General features: G+C 72.3%; 29 protein-coding genes. 7 read left to right on the forward strand and 22 right to left on the reverse strand.

What is annotated here, in order from left to right; genetic code table 11:
• Nucleotides 1–107 precede the first annotated feature (107 nt).
• From ACWEN0_RS13670 to ACWEN0_RS13685, 4 genes are all read right to left on the reverse strand, one after another.
• Complete coding sequence (locus ACWEN0_RS13670) at nucleotides 108–971, reverse strand: helix-turn-helix domain-containing protein (protein WP_451972791.1); 864 nt, start codon at nucleotides 969–971, stop codon at nucleotides 108–110.
• A gap of 51 nt (nucleotides 972–1,022) precedes the next feature.
• Entirely contained in the window at nucleotides 1,023–1,826 is an 804-nt protein-coding gene (locus ACWEN0_RS13675; RefSeq protein ID WP_451972793.1) for an SDR family oxidoreductase, read from the reverse strand.
• Between the two features lie 104 nt (nucleotides 1,827–1,930).
• Nucleotides 1,931–3,130: an RNA polymerase sigma factor gene (locus tag ACWEN0_RS13680; protein ID WP_451972795.1), complete on the reverse strand. Its 1,200-nt coding sequence runs from the start codon at nucleotides 3,128–3,130 to the stop codon at nucleotides 1,931–1,933.
• Nucleotides 3,127–3,471: a YciI family protein gene (locus ACWEN0_RS13685; protein ID WP_451972797.1), complete on the reverse strand. Its 345-nt coding sequence runs from the start codon at nucleotides 3,469–3,471 to the stop codon at nucleotides 3,127–3,129. The genes ACWEN0_RS13680 and ACWEN0_RS13685 overlap by 4 nt, the downstream gene beginning before the upstream one ends.
• A 79-nt stretch (nucleotides 3,472–3,550) precedes the next feature.
• On the opposite strand from ACWEN0_RS13685, the gene ACWEN0_RS13690 reads away from it, so the two are divergent.
• Complete coding sequence (locus ACWEN0_RS13690; protein WP_451972799.1) at nucleotides 3,551–4,585, forward strand: site-specific integrase; 1,035 nt, start codon at nucleotides 3,551–3,553, stop codon at nucleotides 4,583–4,585.
• A 1-nt stretch (nucleotide 4,586) separates the two neighbouring features.
• Here ACWEN0_RS13690 and ACWEN0_RS13695 read toward each other — a convergent pair whose 3' ends face one another.
• Nucleotides 4,587–4,757 carry a hypothetical protein gene (locus ACWEN0_RS13695; protein WP_451972801.1) on the reverse strand — a complete coding sequence of 57 codons (171 nt, stop codon included), beginning with the start codon at nucleotides 4,755–4,757 and terminating at the stop codon, nucleotides 4,587–4,589.
• Nucleotides 4,758–4,782: 25 nt separating this feature from the next.
• Here ACWEN0_RS13695 and ACWEN0_RS13700 point away from each other — a divergent pair, with 25 nt between their 5' ends.
• Nucleotides 4,783–5,292, forward strand: a complete 510-nt coding sequence (locus ACWEN0_RS13700) for a CGNR zinc finger domain-containing protein (RefSeq protein WP_451972803.1) — start codon at nucleotides 4,783–4,785, stop codon at nucleotides 5,290–5,292.
• Here the strand turns inward: ACWEN0_RS13700 and ACWEN0_RS13705 are convergent.
• Nucleotides 5,289–6,161: an alpha/beta fold hydrolase gene (locus ACWEN0_RS13705; protein ID WP_451972805.1), complete on the reverse strand. Its 873-nt coding sequence runs from the start codon at nucleotides 6,159–6,161 to the stop codon at nucleotides 5,289–5,291. The two genes, ACWEN0_RS13700 and ACWEN0_RS13705, sit on opposite strands and share 4 nt — an antisense overlap.
• Before the next feature lie 42 nt (nucleotides 6,162–6,203).
• Here ACWEN0_RS13705 and ACWEN0_RS13710 point away from each other — a divergent pair, with 42 nt between their 5' ends.
• The gene (locus ACWEN0_RS13710; protein WP_451972807.1) at nucleotides 6,204–6,980 is read left to right on the forward strand and encodes an SGNH/GDSL hydrolase family protein; all 777 of its coding nucleotides are present in this window, start codon (nucleotides 6,204–6,206) and stop codon (nucleotides 6,978–6,980) included.
• Here the strand turns inward: ACWEN0_RS13710 and ACWEN0_RS13715 are convergent.
• The 5 genes from ACWEN0_RS13715 to ACWEN0_RS13735 all read right to left on the reverse strand — a co-directional run bounded on the left by ACWEN0_RS13715 (nucleotide 6,960) and on the right by ACWEN0_RS13735 (nucleotide 10,715).
• On the reverse strand, nucleotides 6,960–7,568 hold the full coding sequence (locus ACWEN0_RS13715; protein WP_451972809.1) for a TetR/AcrR family transcriptional regulator: 609 nt from the start codon (nucleotides 7,566–7,568) through the stop codon (nucleotides 6,960–6,962). The two genes, ACWEN0_RS13710 and ACWEN0_RS13715, sit on opposite strands and share 21 nt — an antisense overlap.
• Nucleotides 7,549–8,025: an SRPBCC family protein gene (locus ACWEN0_RS13720; RefSeq protein ID WP_451972811.1), complete on the reverse strand. Its 477-nt coding sequence runs from the start codon at nucleotides 8,023–8,025 to the stop codon at nucleotides 7,549–7,551. The genes ACWEN0_RS13715 and ACWEN0_RS13720 overlap by 20 nt, the downstream gene beginning before the upstream one ends.
• Nucleotides 8,022–8,342: a metalloregulator ArsR/SmtB family transcription factor gene (locus ACWEN0_RS13725; protein WP_451972813.1), complete on the reverse strand. Its 321-nt coding sequence runs from the start codon at nucleotides 8,340–8,342 to the stop codon at nucleotides 8,022–8,024. Before ACWEN0_RS13725 ends, ACWEN0_RS13720 begins: the two co-directional genes overlap by 4 nt.
• A gap of 144 nt (nucleotides 8,343–8,486) precedes the next feature.
• The gene (locus tag ACWEN0_RS13730) at nucleotides 8,487–10,010 is read right to left on the reverse strand and encodes an FAD-dependent monooxygenase (RefSeq protein WP_451972815.1); all 1,524 of its coding nucleotides are present in this window, start codon (nucleotides 10,008–10,010) and stop codon (nucleotides 8,487–8,489) included.
• An 81-nt stretch (nucleotides 10,011–10,091) separates the two neighbouring features.
• Nucleotides 10,092–10,715 (reverse strand): acyl-CoA-like ligand-binding transcription factor, encoded by a 624-nt coding sequence (locus ACWEN0_RS13735; RefSeq protein WP_451972817.1) that lies wholly within the window; start codon nucleotides 10,713–10,715, stop codon nucleotides 10,092–10,094.
• Between the two features lie 195 nt (nucleotides 10,716–10,910).
• Here ACWEN0_RS13735 and ACWEN0_RS13740 point away from each other — a divergent pair, with 195 nt between their 5' ends.
• Nucleotides 10,911–12,257 (forward strand): MFS transporter, encoded by a 1,347-nt coding sequence (locus ACWEN0_RS13740; protein WP_451972819.1) that lies wholly within the window; start codon nucleotides 10,911–10,913, stop codon nucleotides 12,255–12,257.
• Nucleotides 12,258–12,308: 51 nt separating this feature from the next.
• Here ACWEN0_RS13740 and ACWEN0_RS13745 read toward each other — a convergent pair whose 3' ends face one another.
• The 7 genes from ACWEN0_RS13745 to ACWEN0_RS13775 all read right to left on the reverse strand — a co-directional run bounded on the left by ACWEN0_RS13745 (nucleotide 12,309) and on the right by ACWEN0_RS13775 (nucleotide 17,917).
• Nucleotides 12,309–13,643 (reverse strand): SPFH domain-containing protein, encoded by a 1,335-nt coding sequence (locus ACWEN0_RS13745; protein ID WP_451973312.1) that lies wholly within the window; start codon nucleotides 13,641–13,643, stop codon nucleotides 12,309–12,311.
• A gap of 91 nt (nucleotides 13,644–13,734) precedes the next feature.
• The gene (locus ACWEN0_RS13750) at nucleotides 13,735–14,223 is read right to left on the reverse strand and encodes an SPFH domain-containing protein (protein ID WP_451972821.1); all 489 of its coding nucleotides are present in this window, start codon (nucleotides 14,221–14,223) and stop codon (nucleotides 13,735–13,737) included.
• On the reverse strand, nucleotides 14,220–14,654 hold the full coding sequence (locus tag ACWEN0_RS13755) for an NfeD family protein (RefSeq protein WP_451972823.1): 435 nt from the start codon (nucleotides 14,652–14,654) through the stop codon (nucleotides 14,220–14,222). The genes ACWEN0_RS13750 and ACWEN0_RS13755 overlap by 4 nt, the downstream gene beginning before the upstream one ends.
• 84 nt (nucleotides 14,655–14,738) lie before the next feature.
• Entirely contained in the window at nucleotides 14,739–15,551 is an 813-nt protein-coding gene (locus ACWEN0_RS13760; protein ID WP_451972825.1) for a DUF3097 domain-containing protein, read from the reverse strand.
• Nucleotides 15,552–15,654: 103 nt separating this feature from the next.
• Nucleotides 15,655–16,539, reverse strand: a complete 885-nt coding sequence (locus ACWEN0_RS13765; protein ID WP_451972827.1) for an aminoglycoside phosphotransferase family protein — start codon at nucleotides 16,537–16,539, stop codon at nucleotides 15,655–15,657.
• Nucleotides 16,524–17,339, reverse strand: a complete 816-nt coding sequence (locus ACWEN0_RS13770) for an SCO1664 family protein (protein ID WP_451972829.1) — start codon at nucleotides 17,337–17,339, stop codon at nucleotides 16,524–16,526. The genes ACWEN0_RS13765 and ACWEN0_RS13770 overlap by 16 nt, the downstream gene beginning before the upstream one ends.
• Before the next feature lie 2 nt (nucleotides 17,340–17,341).
• Nucleotides 17,342–17,917, reverse strand: coding sequence for a DUF3090 family protein (locus tag ACWEN0_RS13775; RefSeq protein ID WP_451972831.1), 576 nt, complete (start codon nucleotides 17,915–17,917; stop codon nucleotides 17,342–17,344).
• A 76-nt stretch (nucleotides 17,918–17,993) separates the two neighbouring features.
• Between ACWEN0_RS13775 and ACWEN0_RS13780 the strand changes: the two genes are divergently transcribed.
• Genes ACWEN0_RS13780 through ACWEN0_RS13790 form a run of 3 tightly spaced genes read left to right on the forward strand, consistent with a single transcriptional unit; the run spans nucleotide 17,994 to nucleotide 21,213 of the window.
• Entirely contained in the window at nucleotides 17,994–19,913 is a 1,920-nt protein-coding gene (locus tag ACWEN0_RS13780; RefSeq protein ID WP_451972833.1) for an alpha/beta hydrolase family protein, read from the forward strand.
• On the forward strand, nucleotides 19,910–20,809 hold the full coding sequence (locus ACWEN0_RS13785) for a S66 peptidase family protein (protein WP_451972835.1): 900 nt from the start codon (nucleotides 19,910–19,912) through the stop codon (nucleotides 20,807–20,809). The genes ACWEN0_RS13780 and ACWEN0_RS13785 overlap by 4 nt, the downstream gene beginning before the upstream one ends.
• Before the next feature lie 2 nt (nucleotides 20,810–20,811).
• Complete coding sequence (locus ACWEN0_RS13790) at nucleotides 20,812–21,213, forward strand: TIGR03668 family PPOX class F420-dependent oxidoreductase (RefSeq protein WP_451973314.1); 402 nt, start codon at nucleotides 20,812–20,814, stop codon at nucleotides 21,211–21,213.
• Nucleotides 21,214–21,216: 3 nt separating this feature from the next.
• Here ACWEN0_RS13790 and mptB read toward each other — a convergent pair whose 3' ends face one another.
• From mptB to ACWEN0_RS13810, 4 genes are all read right to left on the reverse strand, one after another.
• The gene (mptB, locus tag ACWEN0_RS13795) at nucleotides 21,217–22,752 is read right to left on the reverse strand and encodes a polyprenol phosphomannose-dependent alpha 1,6 mannosyltransferase MptB (protein WP_451972837.1); all 1,536 of its coding nucleotides are present in this window, start codon (nucleotides 22,750–22,752) and stop codon (nucleotides 21,217–21,219) included.
• 70 nt (nucleotides 22,753–22,822) lie between these two features.
• A complete protein-coding gene (gene nikE, locus ACWEN0_RS13800) occupies nucleotides 22,823–24,472 on the reverse strand; it encodes a nickel ABC transporter ATP-binding protein NikE (RefSeq protein ID WP_451972839.1) in 1,650 nt (549 codons plus the stop codon).
• Nucleotides 24,469–25,374 carry an ABC transporter permease gene (locus ACWEN0_RS13805; RefSeq protein WP_451972841.1) on the reverse strand — a complete coding sequence of 302 codons (906 nt, stop codon included), beginning with the start codon at nucleotides 25,372–25,374 and terminating at the stop codon, nucleotides 24,469–24,471. The genes nikE and ACWEN0_RS13805 overlap by 4 nt, the downstream gene beginning before the upstream one ends.
• Complete coding sequence (locus ACWEN0_RS13810) at nucleotides 25,371–26,390, reverse strand: ABC transporter permease (RefSeq protein ID WP_451972843.1); 1,020 nt, start codon at nucleotides 26,388–26,390, stop codon at nucleotides 25,371–25,373. Before ACWEN0_RS13810 ends, ACWEN0_RS13805 begins: the two co-directional genes overlap by 4 nt.

Here is a 26,390-nt window from a genome sequence, read left to right on the forward strand (position 1 = left end):
CCAACTTAGAACGACGTAGGTGAGGCTGACGCGGATTTGGGGCCTGCGAAAACTGGGTACCCCTCAGAACGTCAACCCGGGATTGACAGATCAGGGACCCCGACTGATCAGCTGAGTGCCTGACTCTCCTGGCCCGCCGCCCACGAGGCCAACAGGGCCAGACCGTCCGCCGACGGCGTGTCGGCCGGCGCCGTGTAGACGTTCAGGAGCAGGCCGGGATCGGCGGGCAGGTCCATCGACTCGACGTCCAGGTCGAGCCGCCCCACCACCGGGTGGTGCAGCCGCTTGCGACCGGACCGGTGGAGCCGGACGTCCTGGGACGCCCACCGCTTCCGGAACAGCTCACTGCGCGTCGACAGTTCGCCGACCAGGGCGAACAGCGCCTCGTCGTGCGGAGTGCGGCCGGCTTCCATGCGGAGTTTCGCGGCCACGTCGCCCACGATGCGGTCGTAGTCGACGAAGAACGACCGTGCCGCCTCGGGATTCAGGTACACGAACCGCGCGGTGTTCGCCGGCCCTCGTGCGTCGGCCAGCATCGGTGAGTACAGCGCGCGGGCGAGGTGGTTGGTGGCCAGCACGTCATAGCGGCCGTTGCAGATCCACGCCGGTGCATCGGTGATGGCGTCAAGCACCTGCCGAAGCGCCGGACGCACCGTCACGGCGGTCCGGCGGCGTGGGCCGCCGGACCGCCGCGCGAGGTGGAAGAGGTGGTCGCGTTCGGCCTCGTCCAGGTGCAAGGCCGAAGCCACCGCGTCCAGGACCCCGTCGGAGGCGCCGGCGAGGCCGCCGCGCTCCATGCGCACGTAGTAGTTGACCGAGATCCCGGCCAGGAGAGCGACCTCTTCCCGACGCAGACCTTTGACCCGGCGGTTGCCGCCGTACGCGGGCAGCCCGGCCCGCTCGGGCGCGATCCGCGCGCGGCGCGAGCTCAGGAACTCCTTGATCTCGGTGCGCAGGTCGATCTTGGTCACCTCCCCACCCTAGGTCCGGTCCGCGGGCGCAGGGAGGTTCTGCCGGTACCCCTATGTCCCGGTCGCGGTCGTGGCGATGCCGCCGTCGACTGGGATGATCGTGCCCGTGAGGTACGCCCCGGCCCGGGCGGCGAGGAACACGGCGATCCCCGCCATGTCGTCGTCGCGGCCGAGCCGGCGCAGCGGGGCCTTCGCCGCGATCGTGTCGCCGATGGCGTCGAGCGTGGCCGCCATCATCTGCGACGGGAACGGCCCGGGGGCCACCGCGTTCACCGTGACGTGCTGGGGGCCCAGTTCCCTGGCGAGCACCCTGGTGAGCTGGTGCAGCGCCGCTTTGCTGGCGGCGTAGGAGTAGTTGGGTGACTCGGCGACGTGGATGGCGGCGATGCTGCCGATGTTGATGATCCGTGCGGGATCGTCGGCCGTGCCCGCCCTGCGCAGCGCGGGGAGCAGCGCCTGGACCAGCCAGAACGGCGACTTGAGGTTGAGGTCGACCACCGCGTCCCAGGCCTCGGCCGGGAACGTCTCCAGCGGCTCGCGCCACATCGCTCCCGCGTTGTTGACGAGGATGTCCAGGCGGTCCGACTCGGCCTTGACGAGATCGGCGAGACGCCGGCACTCGTCGTGGTCGGACAGGTCGGCGGGGATCGCCTGGACGTCGCCGAATTCGGAGAGGTGTTCCTGGGCTTCCGCGCACGCGTCCGCCTTGCGTGAGCAGACGATGACGCGGGCACCCGCCTGCAGCAGGCCGCGCGCGATCATCACTCCGATGCCCCTGGTGCCGCCGGTGACCAGGGCGCGCTTCCCGCGCAGATCGAAGAGGTCCGCGTGGGTGGTGAACGGGTTTTCCGCCATGGGTTTTCGTTCTTTCTGCCGGGGAATTCCCCACCACGCTGGCAGCCGTTCCGGACGTCCGGGAGACCCTGGTGATCCAGGTACCGTGGGAGCCCCCACGAACGTCAGCGCCGGGCGAGCTTCCGCTCCAGAAAGGCCTTCTCGGCGGCATTGTGGGTCAGCTCGATCGCCGCGGTGTACGCAGCCACGGCGTCCTCGGCCCGGCCGAGCCGGCCCAGGAGGTCCGCGCGGATCGCGTGGAAGAGCGGGAAACGCGGCAGATCCAGGGCCTCCACCAGGGCCAGCGCGGGAGCGGGACCGTCGACTTCGGCGACCGCGACAGCGCGGTTGAGCGCCACCACCGGCGTCGGCGCCACGGCCAGGAGCTGGTCGTAGAGCGCTTTGACCTGGGACCAGTCCGTGGGCGCGTCGCTGTGGACGGCCTGGATCGCCGCCTGGATCTGGTACGGGCCCGGCTGGTTGCGGCGCAGGCACCCGCGGACGATCTCCTGGCCTTCGGCGACCAGGTCCGCGTCCCACCCGGCCGGGTTCTGGTCGGCCAGCAAGACCAGGTCGCCGGACGCGGTGGTGCGGGTCGCGCGGCGGGCGTCGATCAGCAGCATCAGGGCCAGCAGGCCCCGCACCTCCGGCTCGTCGGGCATCAGCCCGGCCAGCGCGCGGGTCAGCCGGATCGCCTCGCGGCACAGGTCGTCGCGGACCAGGTCCTCCCCCGCGCTCGCCGCGTAGCCCTCGTTGAAGATCAGGTACAGCACGCCGAGCGCTGCCGACAGCCGCGCCGGCAGGTCGGCGTCCTGCGGGACGCGGTACGGGATGCCCGCGTCGCGGATCTTGTTCTTCGCCCGGACGATCCGCTGGGCCATCGTCGGTTCGGCGACCAGGAACGCGCCGGCGATCTCCGCGGTCGTCAGGCCGCCGAGCAGCCGCAGGGTCAGTGCGACCTGGCCGGCCCGTGCGAGGGCGGGGTGGCAGCAGGTGAAGATCAGCCGGAGCCGTTCGTCGGGCACGGCGCCCTCCTCGACGGGCTCGACCGCGTCGTTCACCGAAGTGGCCTGGAGCAACGCCGCCTGGGCGTGCTTGTCCTCGCGCGCGGCCTCACGGCGGAGACGGTCGATGGCGCGGTTGCGCGCGGTGGTGATGATCCAGCCGGCCGGGCTCGGCGGCTGCCCGGCTCCCGGCCACCGCCGGACCGCCTCGGCGAACGCGTCCTGCACGGCTTCCTCGGCGACGTCGATGCTGCCGAAGACCCGCACGAGCACCGACACGGCACGGCCGTACTCCGCGGTGAAGACCTCTTCGACGCTCATCCGGCGAACGGCCGCACCTCGACCGGCAGCGGTGCGACGGCGTCGGCGAGGCGGCTGCCCCACGCGATCGCCGCGTCGAGATCGGGCGCGGTGATGATGGTGAACCCGCCGAGGTGTTCCTTGCCTTCGGCGAAGGGCCCGTCGGTGACGAGGGTGTCGCCGTTGTCGGCCCGCAGCACGGTGGCGGTGGCCGGCGGGTGCAGCCCACCGGCGAACACCCAGGCCCCGGCGGCCTTCAGGTCGGCGTTGAGGGCGTCGAGCTTCTTCACCACGCCGTCGAGCACTTCGGGCGGCGGGGTCGGGCCGTCGGGCTGGTAGATGCTGAGCAGGTACTGCTTCACAGCGGCTCCTTTCGCGGGTTCACCCTTCATACGAACGGCTCCCGGCCGGATCGACAGCATCATCCCGTAACCTCGGCGCGTGCCCGAGCTCGAACCGGTGATCGACACCGCCCTCAGCCCGGCGGACCGGCTCGCCCTGCTCGACCAGGCCGCCGCGCGGCACGTCGAGGGGCAACGGCCGCCCAACACCCTCAAGGCCTACGCCCAGGACTGGCAGGTGTGGCAGGACTACACCGCCGAGGCCGGGATCCCGCCGCTGTCGGCGTCCGTCGGGGCGCTGACCGGGTTCGTCGTGTGGCTCGAGCGCGGCCGGACCCTGCGTCCGGACGAGCGCGCGGTGCCCGAGGTGCCGGAACGGGCCGCGCCGGCGGCGCCGTCGACGATCGAGCGGCGGCTCACCGGTGCCCTCGCCGGGCTGCGGCACCACAAGGTCGTCGTCGATCCCGAAGCGAGCCGTGCCGCGTGGCGGGCCCTCAAGGGCTACCGGCAACGGCTGGCGCGCGAGGGGATCCAGCGCGGCCGGGGCAAGGCCACCATGGTCACCCTCGCCGACCTGCGCGCGATGTCGCGGGCCTGCCCGGACACCCTGTCCGGTGCCCGCGACCGGGCGATGCTGCTCATCGGGTTCCCGATCGCCGCCCGGTGCTCCGACCTGGCGAACCTGCTGGTCACCGACGTCGAGCCGGTCGACGATCGCGGGCTCCGCGTGACGGTCCGGCACGGCAAGAGCACCGGCGACATGGTCGTCCCGCGGCGCGAGAACGCCGACACCGACCCGGTGCGGGCCTGGCACGCGTGGCGCTCGGGGGCGGGGATCGCCGAGGGGCCCGCGTTCCGGCGGGTCGACCGGCACGGCAACGTCGGCGCGCCCGCGCTGACCACGACCGGCGTCAACCAGATCCTTACCCGCGCCGGGACACGGGCGGGCCTGCCGTACCCGGTGACCGGCCACTCGCTGCGGTCCGGGTTCGCCACCGAAGCCCGTCGCGCCGGCGCGGACGACGTCGCCATCGCCGACCAGGGGCGCTGGGTGCGCGGCAGCCGGGCGCTCTACGAGTACATCCGCCGGGTCGACCAGTGGGACGACAACGCGGCGGGCGTGCTCGACCTCTGAGTCACCGGCTCAGCCGAGCCTTCGTGGCGCCGACGACCTCGCCGTCGAGCCGGGCGAGCCAGCTGCCGCAGACGCAGCGCACGTAGTCGAGCCGGTGGGTGACGGGCTGGGCCGCGCTCGCCGGCAGTTCGGCGAGCGGCCAGCCGCAGCGGGGGCAACGGTTCCGGTCCATGCCCCGATCGTGGTGTAATGACTTAGTGCACTTCAACCCTTACGGCGGTCCGGCCGCGCTCGTGGCCGCCGACCTGGTGAACGCGGGCTCGGCGAGCGAGCTGCTCGACGGGATGGTCCGCAACGGCATGTCCATCGCGGCGCTCACCGACGACGAAGCCACCCGCATCGGCGAGTGGGCCCGGCGGCTCGAGCCGGTGTTCGCGGCCGGCGCCGACGCGCGCCCGGCCCTGGTCAACGACCTGCTGGCCGAAGCGGCGTGCCGGCCGTACATCGCCACCCACGACGGCAAGCCGCCCCACCTGCACTACTCGGCCGAAGACGCCGGGCCGGTCGGCCGCGTCCGCGCCTTCACCGCGGGCGGGCTCGCCCACCTGGTGTGCGAAGCACCGGACCGCCTGGGGATCTGCGGCCGCGAAGGCTGCGAGACCGCGTACGTCGACACATCTCGCAACGGCCGCCGCCGGTTCTGCTCGACACGCTGCGCGACCCGGGTCCACGTCGCCGACCACCGGGCCCGGCAGGTCACCGCCTAAAGCAGGGCGCGTACCGCGTCCGCGAACTCCGCGGGCGCCTCCTGCGGCACGTTGTGCCCGGCGTCCGGCACGACGCGGTGCTCGTACGGGCCGGTGAAGTACTCCCGGTCGCCGGCCGCACTCGGCCCGGCGATGCCGTCGGCACCGCTCTCCAGGACCACGGTCGGCACGGTGATCTCCGGCTCCGCCGCGATCAGCTCCTCCAGCCGGTCGTAACGCGGATCGCCCGCGGCCAGGCCGAAGCGGTGGCGGTAGGAGTGGATCACGACGTCGACGAAGTCCGGGTTGTGCAAGCTCGGCGCGCTGGCCGGGAACGCCTCGGCCGCGCCGGCCCACGTCGGGGACCACGTGCGCCACAGCAGCTCGCACAGCTCGTCGCGGTGGCGTTCCAGGCCCCGGCGGCCGCGTTCGGAGTGGAAGTAGAACTGGTACCAGTAGGTCCGCTCCCACTCCGGCGGTGCCGGCTCGCCGGAGTAGGCGAGGTTCTGGACGTTGTAGCCGTCGACCGACACCAGCCCGCGCACCCGCTCCGGCCACAGCGCCGCGGCGATGCAGGCCGCGCGGCCGCCCCAGTCGAAGCCCGCGACGATGGCCTGCGGGATGTCGAGGGCGTCCAGGAAGTCGAGCAGGTCCTGGGCCAGCGCCGCCTGCTGGCCGGAGCGCGTCGTGTCCGCCGAGCGGAACCGCGTCCCGCCGAACCCGCGCAGGTACGGCACCAGTACGCGGGCCTCGGGCAGGCGTGCGGCGACGTCGTCGTAGCACCGGACGTCGTACGGGAACCCGTGCAGCAGGACCACCGGTACCCCGTCCGGTGCACCCGCCTCTTCGCCGGCGATGTCGAGCAGTGGCGTGGTCGTGGTGAAGCGCATGGGCGTGATCCTTCCACCCGGCGGCCCGCTTAGACTGCAGACATGAGCAAGCGCTTAGTGGTCATGGGGGACTCGTTCACCGAAGGCGTCGGGGACGACGACCCGGCCGCCCCGAACGGCGTCCGGGGCTGGGCCGACCGCGTCGCCGAACAGCTCGCGGCGCACGAGCCGCAGTTCCGCTACGCCAACCTCGCCATCCGCGGCAAGCTGCTGCCGCAGGTGCTGGCCGAGCAGCTCGAGCCGGGACTCGCCCTGGGCCCGGACCTGGTGTCCCTCTACGCCGGCGGCAACGACCTCATGCGGCCCAAGGTCGACATCGACGCGCTGCTCGCCGACTACGAGACCGCCGTCGCCCGCGTCCGCGAGACCGGAGCCCGCCTGATCCTGTTCACCGGGGTCGACGGGGTCGAAGACCCGCTGTTCCGCGCGATCCGCGGCCGGGTGGCGATCTACAACGAACTGGTGCGCGGCATCGCCGCCCGCCACGGCGCGCTGCTGGTGGACCTGTGGTCGATGCGGCAGCTGTGCGACCGCCGGTTCTGGGCGGCCGACCGCCTGCACCTCAACTCGCTCGGGCACACCGAGGTCGCCATCGAGGTGCTGCGCGTCCTCGGCGTCGAGCACAGGCTGACGAACCCCGTGCCGGCGCCGCGCGAGGTGCTCAGCCCGGCCGAGCGCCGCAGCCAGAACCTGCAGTGGGCGCGGGAGCACGCGCTGCCGTGGGTGCGGCGGCGCGTCAGGGGCGAGTCGTCCGGGGACACGCTGGCCCCGAAGCGCCCGACGCTGGAGCCGGTGGCCTCAGCGCCGCTCCCCCGCTGACGGGCGGAGGCCGTCGAAGAGGATCGACACCGCCCGGTCGCGCAGCCGTGCGTCCGGACCGGCGTATTCGGCGGCCTTGGCCACGCCGATGATGATCGTGATCAGCTCGCCGGGCACGAGGTCCTCGCGGACCGCGCCCGCGGCCTGGGCCCGCGACAACAGGACACCGAGCGCCCGGAGCAGCCGGGCGCCGATGTCGGACTTCTCCTTCGGCATGGTGATCCCGGCGGCGGTCAGCGCCTCGAAGTAGGCGTTCTTCGCACTGGACATCTCGATCCAGCTGGTGAGGAACGTGAAGAACGCGGCACCCGGGTCGGCGGACTCGGCCGCGGCGACCGACTCGGCTTCGTCGGCGAACCGGTGCAGCCGGGCAACCAGTACGGCTTCGAGCAGGGCTTCCTTCGTCGGGAAGTGCCGGAACACGGTGCCGATGCCGACGCCGGCGGCGCGGGCCACCTCCTCGGTGGGCGCTCCGGTGCCCTTGGCGGCGAACACGCTCTCGGCCGCGTCCAGCACGCGCGCCCGGTTGCGCCGGGCGTCCGCGCGCAGGGGTTTCGGATCGGTGCGATCAGGGGCGGCGGGGGTCACCTTCCGATCGTAACCGGGCCGGGTCGTCGAGGGTGTCCAGCAACCGGGCCAGTGCGCGCGGCACGTGGGAGCGCCAGCCGCCGCCCATGATCCGCCGTGAGACGCGCTGGAACTCGTCGTCCGGGTCGAACCCTTCGTGGCTGAGGAAGAGCCGGGTGCCGGTGCCCTCCGGCACCAGCCGCCAGGTGACCGTCCACTGCGGACCCCAGCGGATGCTCAGCTTGCGCTCGGGCTCGACCTCGAGGACCTCGCAGTCGACCGGGCCGCCGGCGAACCCGGCCGCCGGAACCGGCTCGGCCAAGAGGCGGAACCGGTGTCCCACCACGGGTTTGATGTCGTTGGGCATGCTGATCCAGCGCTCGAGCAGATCGGGCTCGGTCAGCGCGCGCCACACCTTGCGGGCCGGGTGGGCGAGGAACTGGTCGACGTGGATCGCCGTCGGGTCGTCGTCGGTCATCGGTCGTCCTCTTCGTCGAGCAGGTCACGCAGGTTGGCCAGCTTGCTCCGCCAGAACCGCTCGTACGGCGTGAGCCAGTCGGCGACTTCTTCGAGCGGGGCCGCGTCGAGCCGGTAGACGCGGTGGCGGCCCTGCCGCCGTTCGGCGACCAGGCCGGCCTCTCGGAGCACCCGCAGGTGTTCCGAGAGGCTGGGCCGGGCCATCTCGAACCGCTCGGCGATCGCGCCGGCGGCCATCGGGCCGTCCAGCAGCAGCCGCAGGACCTCCCGCCGGGCCGGGCTGGCCAGCGCGGCGAACACGTCGTCGTTGACCGGCATCAGCGGGGCACGTTCCCGAAGTCCGTGGTGTGCCGCTGGTCGGTGAGGACCACGCCGGGCTGCGCGCCTTTCGGGGCGGCGTCGGGCAGGGTGAGGAACTGGACGTGGGTGATCGTCATGCCGCGACAATACGTAGGCGATCTCCTACATGTCAACGGGGCTGCCGAACCACCGTTCGAGCGCGGTCCGCAGCGCCTTCCGCTCGGTGTCGTCGGGCTCCTTCGCGTCGGACGCCCAGGCGACGTAGCCGTCCGGGCGGATCAGCAGCGCGGTCGCCTCCCCCGAGGCCTCGCCGCACACGAGGTCGACGCGGTCGGTCCAGCCGCGCAGCTCGGCGCCGAGCGCGCCGGTGAAGTCCAGCAGCAGCGGCCGGGCCGTCCTGGTCAGCTCGGCCAGGCGGGTACCGTCGGCCAGCACCAGGTCCGGGGCCCACCGGCCGTCGAGCGGGTGGCCGGTGCCCGGCTCGTACCGGACGTCGGCGCCGGACATGAGGTCGGCGATGTGCCCGACGACGTCCGGTTGCCGGAGCAGCTCGCCGAACAGCGTGCGCAGCGCCGTGACGTCCCGGCCCGGCGCGACCAGCGCGGACTGCGCCTGGGTGTGCATGACGACGCGCTCGGCGACCGGGCGGCGTTCGCTCTCGTAGGTGTCGAGCAGGCCGGCCGGGGCCCAGCCGTGCACCTCGGCGGCGAGCTTCCAGCCGAGGCCGACCGCGTCCTGCAGGCCGAGGTTCAGCCCGGGCCCGCCGATCGCGGAGTGGACGTGCGCCGCGTCGCCGACCAGCAGCACCCGGCCTTCGCGGAACCTGTCGGCCAGGCGGGTGTTGCGGCCGCGCAGCCGGCGCAGCAGGTGCGGCCCGTCGCCTTCCGGCGGCCCGATCGGCAGGTCGAAACCGAGCACGCGCTCGATACTGGCGCGCTGGTCGTCGAGCGTCATCGGGGGCTCGTCCACGGGCTCCTCGCCCTCGACCCATTCCGTGGTGGTGACGAGCGCCCCGGTCGGGAACGGTGCGTGGACGAACAACCCGGTTTCGGTGCGGTAGTGGAAGAACGGCGGGATGACGCCGTGGCCGGGCACGTTCAGTCCCCCGGACTGGGGGTCGACGAACTCAGCGGGGACGGTCGCGTGCGACGTGCGGGAAAGTGTCCGGTCCTCCGTGACGCCGGGGAAGCCGATCCCGGCGAGCTTGCGCGTGACGCTGCGGCCGCCGTCGGCGCCGACGAGGTAGCGGGTGGTGAGCCGGCCCGGGCCGGCCGGGCCGGTGAAGTCGACGGTGACGGCGTCGGCGTCCTGGGTGAGGCCGGTGAGCTCGTGGCCGTGGCGGACTTCGACGCCGAGTTCGGCGGCGCGTTCGGCGAGCATCGCCGCGACACGCCGTTGCGGCACGCCGAGGATGGTGAGGGAGTTGTGCTCGGGCAGCGTCAGGTCGAGGCGCATGCCCCCGAAGACGAACGCGGGCACGGGCGGGCCGATCGGGCCCGCGAGGCGGTCGTGCAGGCCGCGGCGGTCGAGCAGCCGGACAACCTGGCCGACCAGGCCGTTGGCGCGGTTTTCCGCGGTCGGCTCGGGCAGTCGTTCGAGCACCAGCGGGCGGATGCCGGCCAGTGCGAGCTCGCACGCGAGCATCAGGCCGTTGGGCCCGGCACCCGCGATGACGACGTCTTCCATGGCGGAACTCCTTGCGGTGGCAGGAAAAGGGCACGACGAACCAGCCCGGCGGGTGCCGGGCGCCCCAGGGTTCGGTGAAGGTCAGCGCGGTTCGGGCAAGCCGGCGGCGAGCCGGGCGAACACGTCCCGCAGGAGGGTGCCGAGCGGCAGCGGCGGTTCGGTGCTGAGCCACTGCTGCGTGACGACGTTGAGCGCGGCCGCGACGACGCCGGCGACGAGCCGCGGGTAGATGTCCTTTTCGACGTCGGTGCCGGTGCGTTCGGCGACGACGCGGGCGATCTCGGCTTGGCCCGCGGCCCCGGCCTTGTGGAACTCGCCCTGCAGTGCGGGTTCCGCGACGAGGAGCCGGACACCGGCGAGCCACGCCCGGTCGGGGACGTGCCCCTCGGTGACCGGTTCACCGAGCGCGAACCCGGTCACCGAGGCTTCGGTGACGGCGTCCCAGATCGGCTCACCGGCCGGACGTTCCCGCAACGCCGCGGCGATCGCCCGGGCCCGGTCGTGGTGGCGGGCGACGATGGCCTCGCCCTTGCTGCCGAAGTAGTTGCTGAAGGTCCGGGTGGACACCCCGGCTTCGGCGGCGATGTCCTCGACCCGGATGTTCTGGTAGCCGCGCTCGACGGTCAGCCGGATCGCGGCCCAGCTCAGCGCGGTCCGCGTCTCGTGCTTCTTGCGCTCCCGGAGTCCGGCGCCGTCGGTGTCCACGACCCCACCGTACCGAAACTTGCCGAATCTGCAAAGTTGCTGAATCTGCAGTCTTTACGGGCGCGTGCAGCCGGGCACGGAGGCGGTCTTCCGGGCGAGAGTTCACGCCTCGGTAGCGATCCGCGTCAGAAATCGCCGAATTCGTCGACGAGCGTCACACTGTTGTGTGACATCAGTCACCGGAGGTGTTGCGAGATGGTCCTGGGCGACAACAACGTCACTCACAAGGTCGAACCGGACAGTAAGTCCGGGCGAGTGCAGGTCCGGCGAGCCGCGCTGGCCAGCGCTATCGGTACCACCATCGAGTGGTACGACTTCTTCCTCTACAACACCGCGGCGGCGTTGGTCTTCCCGCACCTGTTCTTCCCCGCGTCGAGTGCCTACGCCGGGGCCATGCAGTCCTTCGCGACCTACGCGGTCGGGTTCGCCGCGCGGCCGGTCGGCGCCGCGATCTTCGGGCACTGGGGTGACCGGATCGGCCGGAAGGCGACGCTGATCGTCACGCTGCTGCTGATGGGTATCTCCTCCGGCGTCGTCGGGGTGCTGCCCGGGACGTCGGCCATCGGGTTCGCCGCCCCGCTGATCCTGGTGCTGCTGCGGCTGGTCCAGGGCATCGCGATCGGTGGCGAGTGGAGCGGCTCGGTGCTGCTCGCGATGGAGTGGGGTGACCAGCGCAAACGTGGCCTGCTCGGCAGTTTCGCGCAGATCGGCGTGCCGGTCGGGCTCGTGCTCGGCACCGGCGGGATGACCCTGCTGTCGGCGACCCTCTCCCCCGACGCGTTCGACTCCTGGGGCTGGCGGCTGCCGTTCCTGGTCAGCCTCGTGCTCGTCGCCGTCGGCCTGGTGATCCGGCTGAAGATCCTCGAGACGCCGATGTTCGCGAAGCTGATCAAGAACCAGCAGACCGCGCGGACGCCGGTGCTCGACGCGATCAAGCACCACTGGCGCGAAATCCTGCTCTCGGCGGGCGTGCGCTTCAGCGAGCAGATGCCGTTCTACCTGTTCACCAGCTACGTGCTGATCTACGTCGTGGCGCGGCACGAGTTCAGCAAGACGTTCGTGCTCAACGCGGTCCTCGTCGGCGCCGCGCTCGAGCTGGCGATGATCCCGTTCTTCTCGATGCTCTCGGACCGCATCGGCCGGAAGAAGGTGTACCTCGCCGGGGCGGTGTTCACCGGCGTGATCGCGTTCCCGTACTTCACGATCCTGGCGCACGGCGACCACGCACTGGTGTTCGTCGCGGTCGTGGTGTCGTTCATCCCGCACGCGCTGCAGTACGGCCCGCAGGCGGCGTTGATCGGCGAGAGCTTCCCGACGCACTTGAGGTACGGCGGCGCGGGGCTGGGCTACCAGCTGGCCTCGGTGTTCGCGGGCGGGCCGGCGCCGCTGCTGGCGACGTGGCTGCTGCACGCGACCGGGACGCCGTACTCGATCTCCGGCTACATCGTCCTGTCCGCGGTGGTCACGATCCTGTGCGTGATCTTCCTGAAGGACCGGTCGAAGGCCGACATCGACGACGTCACCGTGTACCAGCGCGCCTGAACGCCGTGAAGGCCGCCTTGATCCTCAAGGCGGCCCTCACGGACGGACGCGTCAGCGGCGCGGGCCGCCGAACGGGGGTTGCTGCGGGAACGGGCCGCTGCCCGGGTTCTGCTGCGGGCCGCCGAACTGGCCCGGCGGCGGGGACTGCGGCGGCGGGCCCTGGTACTGGCCGCCCGGGGGCGGGCCGGCCGGCGGCTGCTGCGGCTGGGGCAGGGGCTGGCCGCTCTGCGGGGTCGGCGGCTGCTGCGGCGACGGCGTGACCTCGGTGCCGCGTTCCTCGTCCGCTTCCGGCTCGGGCTGCTGCTGCACCGGACGCGGGATCGACGGCCGAGACGGCGTCGACGACGCACCGATCGCCGGGACCTCCTTGCGCGCGACGGCTTCCGCGGCCGCGACCGCCTCGGCGACCTTGGGGTCGCTCTTCGTCTCGAACCAGCTGGAGACCTCTTCGTCCTCGAGGTCGGGCTTCTCCGGGACGTCGTCGTCCTTCGGCGGCTCGTAGCGGAACACGCCGTCGTCGCCGGGGGCCCCGAGCGCACGGGCGAAGCCTTCGAGGGCCTTGCCGTAGTCGCTGGGGATCATCCAGACCTTGTTCGCGTCGCCCTGCGCCATCTGCGGCAGCGTCTGCAGGTACTGGTAGGCCAGCACCTCCGGGGTCGGGCGGCCGGCCTTGATCGCGGCGAACACCTTCTCGATCGCCTTCGCCTGGCCCTGTGCCTGCAGGTACCGCGCGGCCCGCTCACCCTGCGCCCGCAGGATCCGGGACTGCCGCTCGGCCTCGGCGGCGAGAATGGTCGCCTGGCGGGCACCTTCGGCGGCGAGGATCTGGCTCTGCTTCTGGCCTTCCGCCGTCTTGATCGCGGACTCCCGCTGACCTTCCGCGGTGAGGATCATGGCGCGCTTCTCACGGTCGGCGCGCATCTGCTTTTCCATCGAGTCCTGGATGGACGGCGGCGGGTCGATCGCCTTCAGCTCGACGCGCGCGACGCGGATGCCCCACCGGCCGGTGGCCTCGTCGAGCACGCCGCGCAGCTGGCTGTTGATCGAGTCGCGCGAGGTCAGCGTCTGCTCGAGGCTCATGCCACCGACCACGTTCCGCAGCGTGGTGGTGGTCAGCTGCTCGACACCGACGATGTAGTTGGAGATCTCGTACACCGCGGCACGCGAGTCGGTGACCTGGAAGTACACGACGGTGTCGATCGACACGGTCAGGTTGTCTTCGGTGATCACGGGTTGCGGCGGGAACGAGACGACCTGCTCGCGCAGGTCGATCCGGGCCCGCACCTTGTCGAGGAACGGCACCAGGAAGGTGAGGCCCGGCGACGCCACCGTGCGGAACCGGCCCAGCCGTTCGATCACCGCCGACTGCGCCTGCGGCACGACCATGATCGCCTTGGCTACCGTGATGATCACGAAGAGAGCCAGTAAGACGACCACGACGATCGCTACTGTGGTGGTCAAGAGATCTTCCCCTTACCTAGTACCATTCTTGCGCGGTTGACGGTGTTCCGGGCGCCGCCGGCGGGCTCACCGAGAGCTTCAGCTCCTTCGTGGTGATCCCCCAGCGGCCGGTGGTGTCGTGCAGGACCGTCCACACTGTACGGTGCAGGTCCTCCGGCGCGGTCACGGCGCGCTCGGCGGTCGTGAGGCTCCCCTCCTGCCGCAGCGCGGTGGTGGTCAGCTGGTCGATCGCGATCGCCGGGTTGGCGATTTCGTAGGTCGCCAACCGTGGATCGGTGACCGCGAAGACGACTTCGAACTCCGCGAAGACCTCTTTGCCGTCGCCGGTTTCGATCGGTCGCGGCGGCGCGGACAGGATCTGGTCGCCGAGGTCGACACGGGCGCGGACGCGGTCGGCGAACGGCACCACGAAGTGCCGGCCGGGGCCGAGCACCGCGCGGAAGCGCCCGAGCCGTTCGATCACCGCGGCCCGGCCTTCGGGGACGGCAACGAGGCCGAGGCTCACGGTTCGGCCGACACGACGGCGGTGGCCCCGGAGATCTCGACGACGGTGACCGAGGTTCCGGGCTGGATCGGCGGGTGGTTCTCGGAGAGGCTGCGGGCCGACCAGACGTCGCCCGCCAGCTTCACCTGCCCGGCCTCGAAGTCCACTGTGGACAGAACAACGGCTCTGGCGCCGATCAGCGCGTCGATGCCGGTGTGGTGGGTCGGCCCGGCGAGGAAGCGCCGCTTGAGCGCGGGCCGGACCAGCACGAGCATGCCGACGGAGGCGACGGCGAACACGGCGACGTCGACGAAGACGTTCCCGGTCAGCACGTCGGCCCCGGCGCCGAACAGGGCGCCGACGCCGAGCATGATCAGCACGAAGTCCCCGGAGAGGACCTCCGCGATCATCAGGGCGATGCCGACGATCAACCAGACCAGTGCCCAAGCCATGGCTTCATGCTCTCAGATCGCGCCGGTTCGCACCGGCGCCGTGACGGGACGTGACCTTCGCGTGACCTTGGACAATTCGGACATTCAGCCCTCTTCCGTCGGCTCGGTGACGAAGTCGATGAGCCGCTCCACGGCCCCGATGAGCGGGGTCTCGAGGTCGCGGAAGCTGCTCACTCCGCTCAGGACACGTTGCCAGCCTTCGAAAGGTTGCCCCCAGCCGAGCGCGTCGCAGATCCCCTGCTTCCACTCGGTGCCGCGCGGGATCTTCGGCCACGCCTCGATGCCGACCGCTTCCGGCCGCACCGCTTCCCAGACGTCGATGTAGGGGTGGCCGGTGACCAGCACGTTCTCGTCGCGGATCGCGTCGACGAGCCGGGACTCCTTGCTGCCGGGCACGAGGTGGTCGACCAGCACGCCGAGCCGGCGGCCGGGGCCCGTGCCGAACTCGGCGATCCGGTCGGCGAGCACGTCGACGCCGTCCAGGGGCTCCACGACGACGCCTTCGACGCGCAGGTCGTGCCCCCAGACGCGTTCGACGAGCTCGGCGTCGTGCTTGCCCTCCACCCAGATGCGCGAGTCGCGGGCGACGCGGGCCTGCAGTCCCTGGACCTTCACCGAACCGGACGCCGAGACCTGCCGGACCGGGGCCCGCACCGTCTTCACCGGCACCAGCGTGACGGGCTTGCCTTCGAGCAGGAACCCGGCCGGGGCGAGCGGGAACACGCGGTGGCGGCCCTTGGCGTCCTCGAGCACGACGTTGCCGTACTCGATCTTCACCACCGCGCCGCAGTAGCCGCTGGCCGGGTCCTCGACCACGAGACCGGGTTCGGCGGGGACCTCCGGCACCTTCTTGCGGCGGGGGCCGGCGAGCACGTCGTCATACGAGTGGGAGCGCACGACCAAGAAAGTAGCAGCGAAGCGCAGCTTCTCCGTTGAGGGCGGCGGTGGGGCATGGATGGATCAGTGGGGGTCGGCACCCGGGCGGGTGGTGCCACGCCGGTCAGCGGGCCAGTTCGAGGACCGCGTCGGTGAACGGTGACGGCTCGCCGCGGCGCAGCGGCGCGAGCGCGATCAGCGGAGCCATCGCGACGCACCACGCGCGGACGCGGTCGGCGTCGAAGTCCGTCACGTGCGGGGCGAGCGCGGCGATGCCGTCGTCGATCGTGCCGCCGGCGGCCACCGGCACGAACATCCAGTCCAGCGCGTCCAGCGACGGGTCGCCGAGGCCGGGACGCGGGTCGATGGCGACGGCGCCGCGGCCGGGTCCGGCGTCGAGGACGTTCGCGGGGTGCAGGTCGCCGTGGATCAGCGTGACCGGTCCGCTGGTGGCGAGTTCGAGGGCCCGCTGACGGCCCCTCTCAAGGACTTCGGCGCTCAGGTACTCCGCGGCCGCCGTTTCGCGGCGACGGCGTTCGGAGAGGGTGAAGATGAACTCGATGCCTTCGGCCAGCCGCCGGACCTCCCCGCGGGGTTCGGCGCCGTGCAACTGGTCGAGCATCTCGCCGATTTCGGGCCACGGGACGTCGGCGTCCACCTGGGTGCCGGGGACCAGACCCTCGAGGAGGATCGCGTTGACGTCGAGGTCGGCGTCGAGGACCTGGACGACGCGGGAGCAGCCGGCCCAGGCGCTGAGCCCGGTGAACTCCAGCCGGGCGACTTCGGGGTCCGGCGTGAGCTTCAGGACGCGCAGGTCACCGCCGGGGCCGGTGCAGAGGAGCGTGCGGCCGGTGTTGCCGGGGCGGGCCTCGCGGACTTCGAGGTGCCAGCGAGCGGTCAGCCGGCCGACCAGGTCCGGGAGCGCGTCGCACCAGGGTTCGGCCAGTTCCGCGCCGAAGCGGTCGACCAGGCGGGCCCGGGCCGCGGCGTCGATCAGAACAGCGGCCACGGGATCGCGCGCCAGTCGTCGCCCGGCTCGGGGAAGATGCCCTCGGTCAGCAGCAGGTCGGTGCGCTCGGCCAGGGCCCGGATCTCGAACTTGGTGATGTGCTCGGACAGCGTCTTGCCGAGGCCGCCGTCGATCTCCGACCGCAGCTTGCGCAGCTTCTCGACGGTGTCCGGCGGCACCGGCTCGCCGATCCAGCCCCAGAGCACGGTCCGCAGCTTCGGGTCGGTGTGCAGGCAGATGCCGTGGTCGCAGCCGTAGACGCGGCCGTCGGGGCCGGGCAGCAGGTGCCCGCCCTTGCGGTCGGTGTTGTTGACGACGATGTCGAGCACCGCGAGGTCGCGCAGGCCCGGGTGGTCGGCGTGGGCCAGCACCGCGGGCTCGCCGAGGCGGTCGTGGGCGTGCAGCACCGGCCGCCAGCCTTCGGGGACCTCGTCGGGCGGGAGGACGTCGACGAGGTCGTCGTCGGTGGTCTCGACCCACAGCTGGACCATGCCGGGCCCGAACGGGCCGTCGCGCAGCACGGTCGGCGGGATCGCGCCGATGCCGGCGGCTTCGCTGACGATCGCGGTGGCGACTTCGCGGCCGGCCAGGGTGCCGTCGGGGAAGTCCCACAGCGGCCGCTCCCCCGACACCGGCTTGTACACGACGCGGCCGGTGACGCCGTCGAGCTCGATCGCGCAGAACAGCGTGACGTTGGAGGCGTCGACGAGCCGGCCTTCGACGTCGATGCGGCCGTGGGTGACGAGTTCGCGGGACGCCGGGTCCGCCGGGTCGGGCTGGCTGGCGGGGGTGCTCGCCATGGTCAGTCTTCGTCCGCGTCGGTTTCGCGCCGGTAGCCGTTCTGCCGGGGGCAGATGTGCCCGTTCGGGTCGAGCGGCTCCCCGCACAGCGGGCACGGCTTGCGGCCGGCGTTGACGACGCGGTCGGCGCGTTCGGCGAAGGCGCGGGCGGCGGCCGGGCTGAGGAACACGCGGACGGCGTCCGGGCCCTCCTCGGTGTCGTCGAGCACGACCGTCTCGTCTACCTCGCCTTCGGTGATGGCGAGCAGCTCGATGACGACGGCGCTGCTGTCGGCGTCCCAGCCCAGGCCCATCGTGCCGACGCGGAACTCCTCCTCGACCGGCACGGTGAGGGGGTCGACGTCGACGAGGTCGTCGGGGACGTCGTCGGGCACGTCGGCACCGAAGCGGCTGGCGACTTCCTCGAGCAGTGAGCTGAGGCGCTCGGCGAGGACGACGACCTGCTGCTTTTCGATGGTGACGCTGATGGTGCGCACGTCCTCGGACGCCTGGAGGTAGAACGTGCGATCGCCGGGCTCGCCGACGGTGCCGGCGACGAACCGATCCGGCTGGCGGAAGACGTGGATTACGCGAGACATAGCACTGTCGACCCTAGGCCACGGGCGCATGATCGGCATCCGCCGCCCCACCTTCACAGGCCGCTAGCCTCTGGGGGTGTCTCGGATCTCCCCGTACGGAACCTGGTCCTCGCCCATCACCGCCGCCGAGGTGGCCGCCGCCGGCGGCGGCCCGCAGTGGCTCGACGTCGTCGGGGACGAGGTGTGGTGGGCCGAGGCGCGGCCGGGTGAGCAGGGCCGGGTCGCGCTGGTGAAGGCCGTTCCCGGCGGGACCGAGGACGTGCTGCCGCCGCCGTGGAACGTCCGCAACCGGCTGCACGAGTACGGCGGCCGGCCGTGGGCGGTGGCCGGCGGTGTGGTGGTGTTCACGCACTGGGCGGACCAGCGCGTGTACGCGCTGAGCGAAACCGGAGTCGTGCCGCTCACACCGGAGCCCGCCGAGGCCCAGAGCGTCCGCTACGGCGACCTCCGGGCCGGGCGGCCGGGCGAGGTGTGGGCCGTGCGGGAGCGCGGTGTCGGACCGCGGCCGACCGACGTCGAGCGGGAGCTGGTGGCGATCGCCCTCGACGGTGGCGGCGAGCGGGTGCTCGCGGCGAGCCACCGGTTCCTGACCGTGCCGAAGCCGTCCCCGGACGGGCGGCACGCGGCGTGGTTCGGCTGGGACCACCCGGCGATGCCGTGGGACGGCACCGAACTGTGCGTCGCTCCCGTCGGCGAGGACGGCTCGTTCGGGCCGCACCGGGTGCTCGCCGGCGGCCCCGACGTCTCGGTGTGCCAGGTCGAATGGGAGACGCCCACGGCACTGCTGGCGCTGCTGGACCCGGACGGCTGGTGGAACCTGCACCGGATCGGCCTGGACGGGACGGTGGCGAACCTCGCGCCGGTCGAGCAGGAGCTGGGCGGTCCGCTGTGGAAGACCGGTTCGCGGTGGTTCGTCCCGCTCGGGGGCGGGCGGCACGCGGTCCTGGCGTCCGGACGGCTGGCCGTCCTGGACGAGGCCGACGGCTCGGTGACGCCCGTGGCCGGCGAGCTGGCGGCGTGGTCGAGCACCGGGTTCGCGGCGCACGGCGGCGGCGTCGTGGGGGTCGCGGGTGGCCCCCTGCGCGAAGCCGCGGTCGTGCACGTCGGGCTCGACGGCGCGGTAACGGACCTGACGCCGCAGCCGGAGCTGCCCGCCGCGTACCTGCCGGTGCCGGAGGAGCGGATGTTCACGACGGCCGATGGAGACGTCGTGCCGGTGGTCTTCTACCCGCCGTCGAACCCGGACTTCGCGGCGCCCGAAGGCGAGCGTCCGCCGCTGCTGGTGCACGTCCACGGCGGGCCGACCGGCCAGTACCTGCCGGTGCTGGACCTGGAGCTGGCCTACTTCGCCAGCCGCGGCATCGCGGTGGCGGCGGTCAACTACGGCGGGTCGACGGGGTTCGGGCGGGCCTACCGCGAGCGGCTGCGGGAGCAGTGGGGCGTGGTGGACGTCGCGGACTGCGTCGCGGTGGCCGAGGCGCTGGTGGCGGCGGGGCTGGCCGACGGCGAGCGGCTGGCGGTCCGGGGTGGCAGCGCGGGCGGGTTCACCGCCGCGGCGTTGCTGACCACGACGAAGACCTACCGGGCCGGGACGGTGATGTACCCGGTGCTGGACCTGGCCGGCTGGACCGGCGCCGAGGGCGACACGCACGACTTCGAGTCGCGGTACCTGGACGGACTGGTCGGGCCGCTGCCGGCGGCGAAGCAGCGGTACGTGGAGCGGTCGCCGCTGGCGAACGCCGGGGCGCTGGCCGGGCCGGTGCTGTTCCAGCAGGGCCTGGAGGACCGGATCTGCCCGCCCGAGCAGGCCGACCGGTTCGTGGCCGGGCTCGCCGGACGCGGGATCCCGCACGCCTACCAGCGGTTCGCCGGTGAGCAGCACGGGTTCCGGCAAGCTACGACGGTCGTGGCGACCTTGGAGGCGGAACTGTCGTTCTACGGGCAAGTGCTGGGGTTCGAGACGCCGGGCGTGGCGCGGCTGGAGCTGTCCCGGTGAGGCCGCCGCGGCTGCGGGCCGGGGACACGGTGGCGCTGGTGGCGCCGGCCGGGCCGGTGCCGGCGGACCTGCTGGAGAAGGCGCTACCGGTGCTGCGCGGCTGGGGCGTCGAGCTGCGGATCGGGCCGTGCGTGCGTGCGGAGGCGGGTGCGCCGCCGTACCTGTCCGGTTCGGACGCGGCGCGGGCGGCGGAGTTCACCGAGGCGTGGCTGGATCCGGGCGTGCGGTGCGTGCTGGCGGCCCGCGGCGGCTACGGCGTGCAGCGGATGCTGGACCTGGTGGACTGGGCGGCGCTGCGCGAGGCGGGCCCGAAGGTGCTGGCCGGGTCGTCGGACATCACGGCGTTGCACCGGGCGGTGGATGTCCACTTGGGACTGTCCAGTTTGTTCTCCCCGATGCCGGCGAGCGTGCTGTTCGACGACTTCGCGGTGGAGCACCTGCGGCGGGCGTTGTTCGAGCCCGAGCGGAACGTGGTGGTGCGGGGCGGCGGGCCGCTGGTGCCGGGCCGCGCGTCGGGGACGTTGACCGGCGGGAACCTGTCGCTGCTGGCGGGCGGGATCGGAACGCCGGAGCACGGTTCGGCGCGGGACGCGGTGGTGCTGCTGGAGGACGTCACCGAGAGCGTGTACCGGCTGGACCGGATGGTGACACAGTTGCTGCGCAGCGGCTGGTTCGACGGGGTCCGCGGGATCGTGCTGGGCTCGTGGGCGGCGTGCGGCGACCCGGCGGACGTGCGCGCGCTGATGGTGGAACGGCTGGGACCGTTGGGGGTGCCGGTGGTGGAGGACTTCGGCTTCGGGCACGTGGCGTCGTCGCCGACGTTGCCGCTGGGGGTGCCGGTGACCCTGGACGCGGACCTGGGGACGCTGAACTTCGACTCCCCCGCGCTGACGTGAAGCTGTCGTCTTCGGAGGCGCGTTCGCGCTTCGCGGCTTCGCGAGTGGCGCGGCTGGCGACGGTGTCGGCGGCCGGGGTGCCCCACCTGGTGCCGGTGACGTTCGCGGTGCGCGGCGACCGGGTCGTGTTCGCGGTGGACCACAAGCCGAAGTCGTCGACGTCGTTGCGGCGGCTGCGCAACATCGCGGAGAACCCGGCGGTGTGCTTCCTGGCGGACGAGTACGCCGAAGACTGGTCGCAGCTGTGGTGGGCCCGCGCGGACGGTTCGGCCCGGGTGCTTTCGCCGGGCGCGGAGCCGGTTTCGTGGCTGGTCGACAAGTACGCGCAGTACCGGTCACGGCCGCCGGAGCACGCGGTGGTCGTGACGGAGGTCCACACGTGGAGCGGCTGGGCCGGGAGCTGAGGTTCAGTCGCGGAGGAACTTCTCCGGGCGGCGCCAGGCGTCGATCAGGCCCAGCGGGTCCGGGCGCAGGAGGGACGCCGCCGAGTACAGGCTGGCCACCACGACCAGGGCGATGAACCACCAGTCGTAGAGGGCCTGCTCGCCCGTCGGGTAGTACACCAGCGTCACGAACACCGAGACCGCCACCACGAGGGCGAGGTGGCGGGGCTGCCACTTGAACGCCGACAGGAGCACGAAACCCCAGGTCAGGTACCACGGCAGGGTCGGCGGCATGAGGATCGCGACCGCGAGCAGCGAGATCCCCGCGCGGTACACCGCCTCGGTGCCGCCGTCGCGGGCCAGCCACCACTGGCGGATGCCGAAACCGATCAGCAGCAGCATGCCCGCCGCGCGGGCGACCGTGACGAACGGCGAGACCTGGACGTCGACCACCAGGTGCACCAGGTTGTAGAACACCTCGCCGATGCCGGTGGGGATGTTGAGCCAGTTCGCGATGAGCTGCGGGGCCTTGAGCCCGGACCACCAGCCGAGGTTGAGCGAACCCAGCGAGATCCACGTGCCCGCGACGAACACCGGCAGGAACAGGCCCACCGAGGCCGCGCCGGCGCGCAGGAAGTTGCGGACCTTCGACTCGCCTTCGAGGTGGTTGGCCCAGATCCAGACCAGGAACGGCAGCGCGATCGCCGCCGTCGGCTTGATCAGCATGCCGATCGTCACCAGGACCACCGCGACGACGTGCTTGCGTTCCAGGGCGGCCAGGACGCCGATGGTGAGGAACGCGAGCATCATCAGGTCGTTGTGCGGGCCGCCGAAGAGGTGGATGACCATCATCGGGCTGGCCACCGCGAGCCACAGCGCGACCGGGAGCTTGCCGCCGAGGTGCTTGACCAGCCGCGGGAGCGCCCAGAGCGTCCCGGCGAGGCCGGCCAGCAGCACGACGCGCATGAGGATGACGCCGAGGATCATGTTGTCGCCGGTGGTGGCGACGACGCCCTTGGAGATGAGCAGGAACAGCGGCCCGTACGGCGCCGGGGTGGTCTGCCAGAGCGGGTGGACGTTCTGCACGACGTTCGGCAGCACGCCGAGCTCGGCGGGGCCGTTGGCGTACGGGTCGAGCCCGTAGAGCAGCTGGGCGCCCTGGCCGAGGTAGGAAAAGACGTCGCGGGTGAACAGCGGCGGCGAAACGATCAGCGGCGCCATCCAGCAGCCGGCGGCGATCAGGATCGGGCGGCTGCCGATGCGGCCGGCCAGCACGTAGCGGCCGAGCCGGACCCAGGCCCAGACGACGAGGCCGAAGCCGGTGTAGAGGACGGCGTTGGCGAGCATGCGCCCGTGGCCGTAGCGGACCCAGGACAGCGGCCCGTGGCCGAGGACCGGGTCCTTGATCAAGATGCCGCCGGCGCCGAGCGCCGCGATCATCAGCAGGGTGCTCCCGACCGTGCCCATCGCGATCGTGCGATACGGGAACCGCGAGGGCGTGAGGAGCCGCTCGGCCAGCCTGGTCGAGGGCGTCTGCGTGGGGTCGGTGGTGGTCGCCATTTCCGTTCGGAGGTTACACACCGCGCCTGAGTGAGCTTCCCGCAGTGCCGGGTTTCCGGCCCGTACCGCGTCAGCTCCCGACGGTGCGGCGCTGGGCGGTGCCGCCGGGCAGGGCGGCCAGCAGGGACTTCGTGTACTCGTGCTGCGGGTCGAGCAGGACCTGTTCCACCGTCCCGGTTTCGACGAGCTCGCCGCGGTACATCACGGCGACGCGGTCGGCGATGTTCCACGCCAGGCCCAGGTCGTGGGTGATCACCAGGCCGGCGAGGCCCAGCTCACGCCGCAACCGCAGCAGCAGGCCGAGGATCTCACCGCGCACGGACGCGTCCAGGGAGGCGACCGGCTCGTCGGCCACCACGACCGACGGTTCGAGGGCCAGCGCCCCGGCGATCACGACGCGCTGGCGCTGGCCGCCGGAGAGCTCGTGCGGGAGCCGGTCGGCGTACTTCTCGGCGGGCCGCAGCTCGGCGGCCTCCAGGGCCCGGTGGACGACCGCGCGTTCGTCGGGCAGGCCGTGGATCCGGGGGCCCTCGGCGACGGCCTCGTAGACCGTGTGGGCCGGGTTGAGCGCGCTGGTCGGGTCCTGCAGGACGAGCTGCACCTGACGGCGGTAGGCCTTGAGCCCGGCGCCGCCCGCCGGGACCGGTTTCCCGGCGTAGCGGACCACGCCGGAGTCGGGTTTCTGCAGGCCGAGCAGGGTGCGGGCGAGCGTCGTCTTGCCGGAGCCGGACTGGCCGACCAGCGCGACGATCTCGTCGCGGGACACCGTCAGGTCGACCCCGGCGACGGCGTCGATGCGCTTGCCGGTGCGGTCGCGGAAGGAGACGCGGAGGTTCTCCGCGGCCAGCAGGGGCTCGCCGGCGGCCCGTGCTTCCGGTTCCGGCGGCAGCGGGGTGCTGGTGGCCGGGGCGAACCGGGACACCGGGTCGCCGACGGTCGGGAACGCCGCGGCGAGCGCACGCGTGTGCTCGTGCTGGGGCGAGCCCATCACGTCGGTGCTGGGGCCTTCTTCGACGATCTCGCCGTCGTACATCACGGCGATGCGCCGGCAGGTGGCGGCGAGCACGGACAGGTCGTGGCTGATCATGATCAGGCCGATGTCCTGCTCGGCGACCAGCCGCGAGAGCAGGGCGAGGACCTGGGCCTGGACGATGACATCGAGGGCGGTGGTCGGCTCGTCGGCGATGATCAGCCGGGGCGAGCAGGCCAGGGCCATGGCGATCATGACGCGCTGCTTCTGCCCGCCCGAGAGCTCGTGCGGGTAGGCACCGGCCCGGCTCGGGGGCAGGTCGACCTGGGTGAGCAGCTCGGCGACGCGCGCGTCGACCTCGGCGTCGGTGAGGGCCTTGCCGCCTTCGGGCGGGTGCAGCCGCAGCGGCTCGGCGATCTGCTCGCCGATCTTGCGGACCGGGTTGAGCGCGTGCATGGCGCCCTGGAACACCACGGACGCCTCGGCCCAGCGGACCGCGCGCAGGCGGCCCCACTTCATCGCGGTGACGTCCTCGCCCTCGAGCAGGATCTCGCCGCTGATCTTCGCCGATCGCGGCAGGAGCCGCAGCACGCTCATCGCGACGGTCGACTTGCCCGACCCCGACTCCCCCGCGACGCCGAGGGTGTCGCCGGGGTCGAGGGTGAGGTCGACCCCGCGCACGGCGGGGACGTCGCCGCCCGCCGTGGTGTAGGTGACGGTGAGGTCCTTCAGCTGCAGCAGCGGGGTCACTTCTTCAACCTCGGGTTGAGCACGGTCTCCAGTCCCCGGCCGACCAGGGTGAAGCAGAGGACGACGAGCACGATGGCGATGCCCGGCGGGAGCAGGTTCCACCACGCGCCGCGGGTGACGGCGCCGTTGTTGAGCGCGGTCTCGAGCATCGCGCCCCAGGAGACCGCGTTCGGGTCGCCGACGCCGAGGAAGGCCAGCGTGGCGTCGGCGATGACGGCGTTGCCGACGACGAGCGTGGTGTTGGCCAGCACGAGCGGCAGCACGCCGGGCAGGACGTGCTTGCCGACGACGTGCGCGTGTCCCCCGCCGAGGGCCCGGGCGCGCTCGATGTACGGGCGGCTTTCGATGGTGAGGGTCTGGGCGCGGACCAGCCGCGCGGTGCTGGGCCAGGCGGTGAGGCCGATGGCGACGATGACGGTGAAGACGCCGTGGGGCAGCACGGCCGAGAGCGCGATCGCGAGCACCAGTGACGGCAGCACCAGGAAGAAGTCGGTGAAGCGCATCAGGATCGTCGACGTCCAGCCGCCGAAGTGCGCGGCGGTGATGCCGATCAGCGTGCCGATGAGCACCGAGAGGATGGTGGCGGAGAAGCCGACGAGCAGGGAGATCCGGGCACCCCAGAGCGTCATCAGCAGCACCGACCGGCCGTCGATGTCGGTGCCGAGCCAGTACTTGCCGCTGGGCGGGCTCAGCGCGCCGCCGTCGGCCTTGGTGACGTCCAGGCCGCCTTCGTCGCTGACGAACGGCAGCAGCAGCGCCAGCACGACGGTGACGGCGAGCAGGATCAGCCCGGTCAGCGCGCCCTTCTGGGCGGCGAACTCGTGCCAGGTCTTCGCCACGGCCTGACGGCGCCGCCGCCAGGCGATCGCGCGCGGCGATTCGATGGTCTCGGCGGTGGTCATGAGGTCCGCACCCTGGGGTCGAGCACGCGGTAGAGCAGTTCCGCGAGCAGGTTCATCAGCACGACGGCGCCGGCGAGGACGACGAAGACCCCCTGCAGCACCGGCAGGTCCGGGCCGTGCAGGGACTGGTAGGTCAGCTGCCCGAGGCCGGGCCAGCTGAACACGGCCTCGACCGAGACGGCGCCGGAGACGACCATGCCGAACTGCATGAACACCAGCGTCGTGGTGGGCAGCAGCGCGTTGGGCACGGCGTGGCGGCGCCGGACGAGGTCGTCGCGCAGGCCCTTGGCGCGGGCGGTGGTGAGGTAGTCGGCGTTCATCTCCCCCAGCAGCGACGACCGCATGATCAGCATGTACTGGGCGTAGAACACCGCCAGCAGCGTCACGCACGGCAGCACGAGGTGGTGCAGCACGTCGAGGGTCTGGGGGAAGAAGCCGGGCGCGGCGTCCGGGGAGTGCATGCCGCGGCTGGGGAACAGCCCGTTGGTCGCGACGAGCAGGATCAGGCCGAGCCAGAACTGCGGCACCGACCACAGGGTCAGCGCGATGCCGGTCTGGGTGCGGTCGAACGCGCTGTCGCGGCGCCACGCGGCCCGGGTGCCGAGCCAGAGACCGAGGACGACGGCGAGCACGGTGGCGCTGCCGACGAGCAGGACGGTCGGCCAGAGCCGTTCGGCGATCATGTCGCCGACCGGGCGGTTCTCCAGGTAGGACGTGCCGAAGTCGCCGTGCAGCAGCTTCCCGACGTAGTCGCCGAACTGCTGCAGCACGGGCTTGTCGACGCCGAGGCGTTCGCGCAGCTCGGCGACCTGCTGCGGGTCGGTGGGCCGTTCGCGGACCATGGTCGCGACCGGGTCGCCGGGCAGCATCCGGAAGAGGAAGAAGAACAGCACGATCACCAGCGCGATGCTGACGACGGCTTCGACGAGCTTCTTGAGGACGAACCGGGCGGTGCCGGTCCCGCCGCGGTGCTCGTCGGGGTCGACGAGCACCGCGGCCTGGTCGGGCGTGGTCAT

The sequence above is a fragment of the Amycolatopsis sp. NPDC004378 genome (assembly GCF_053602455.1).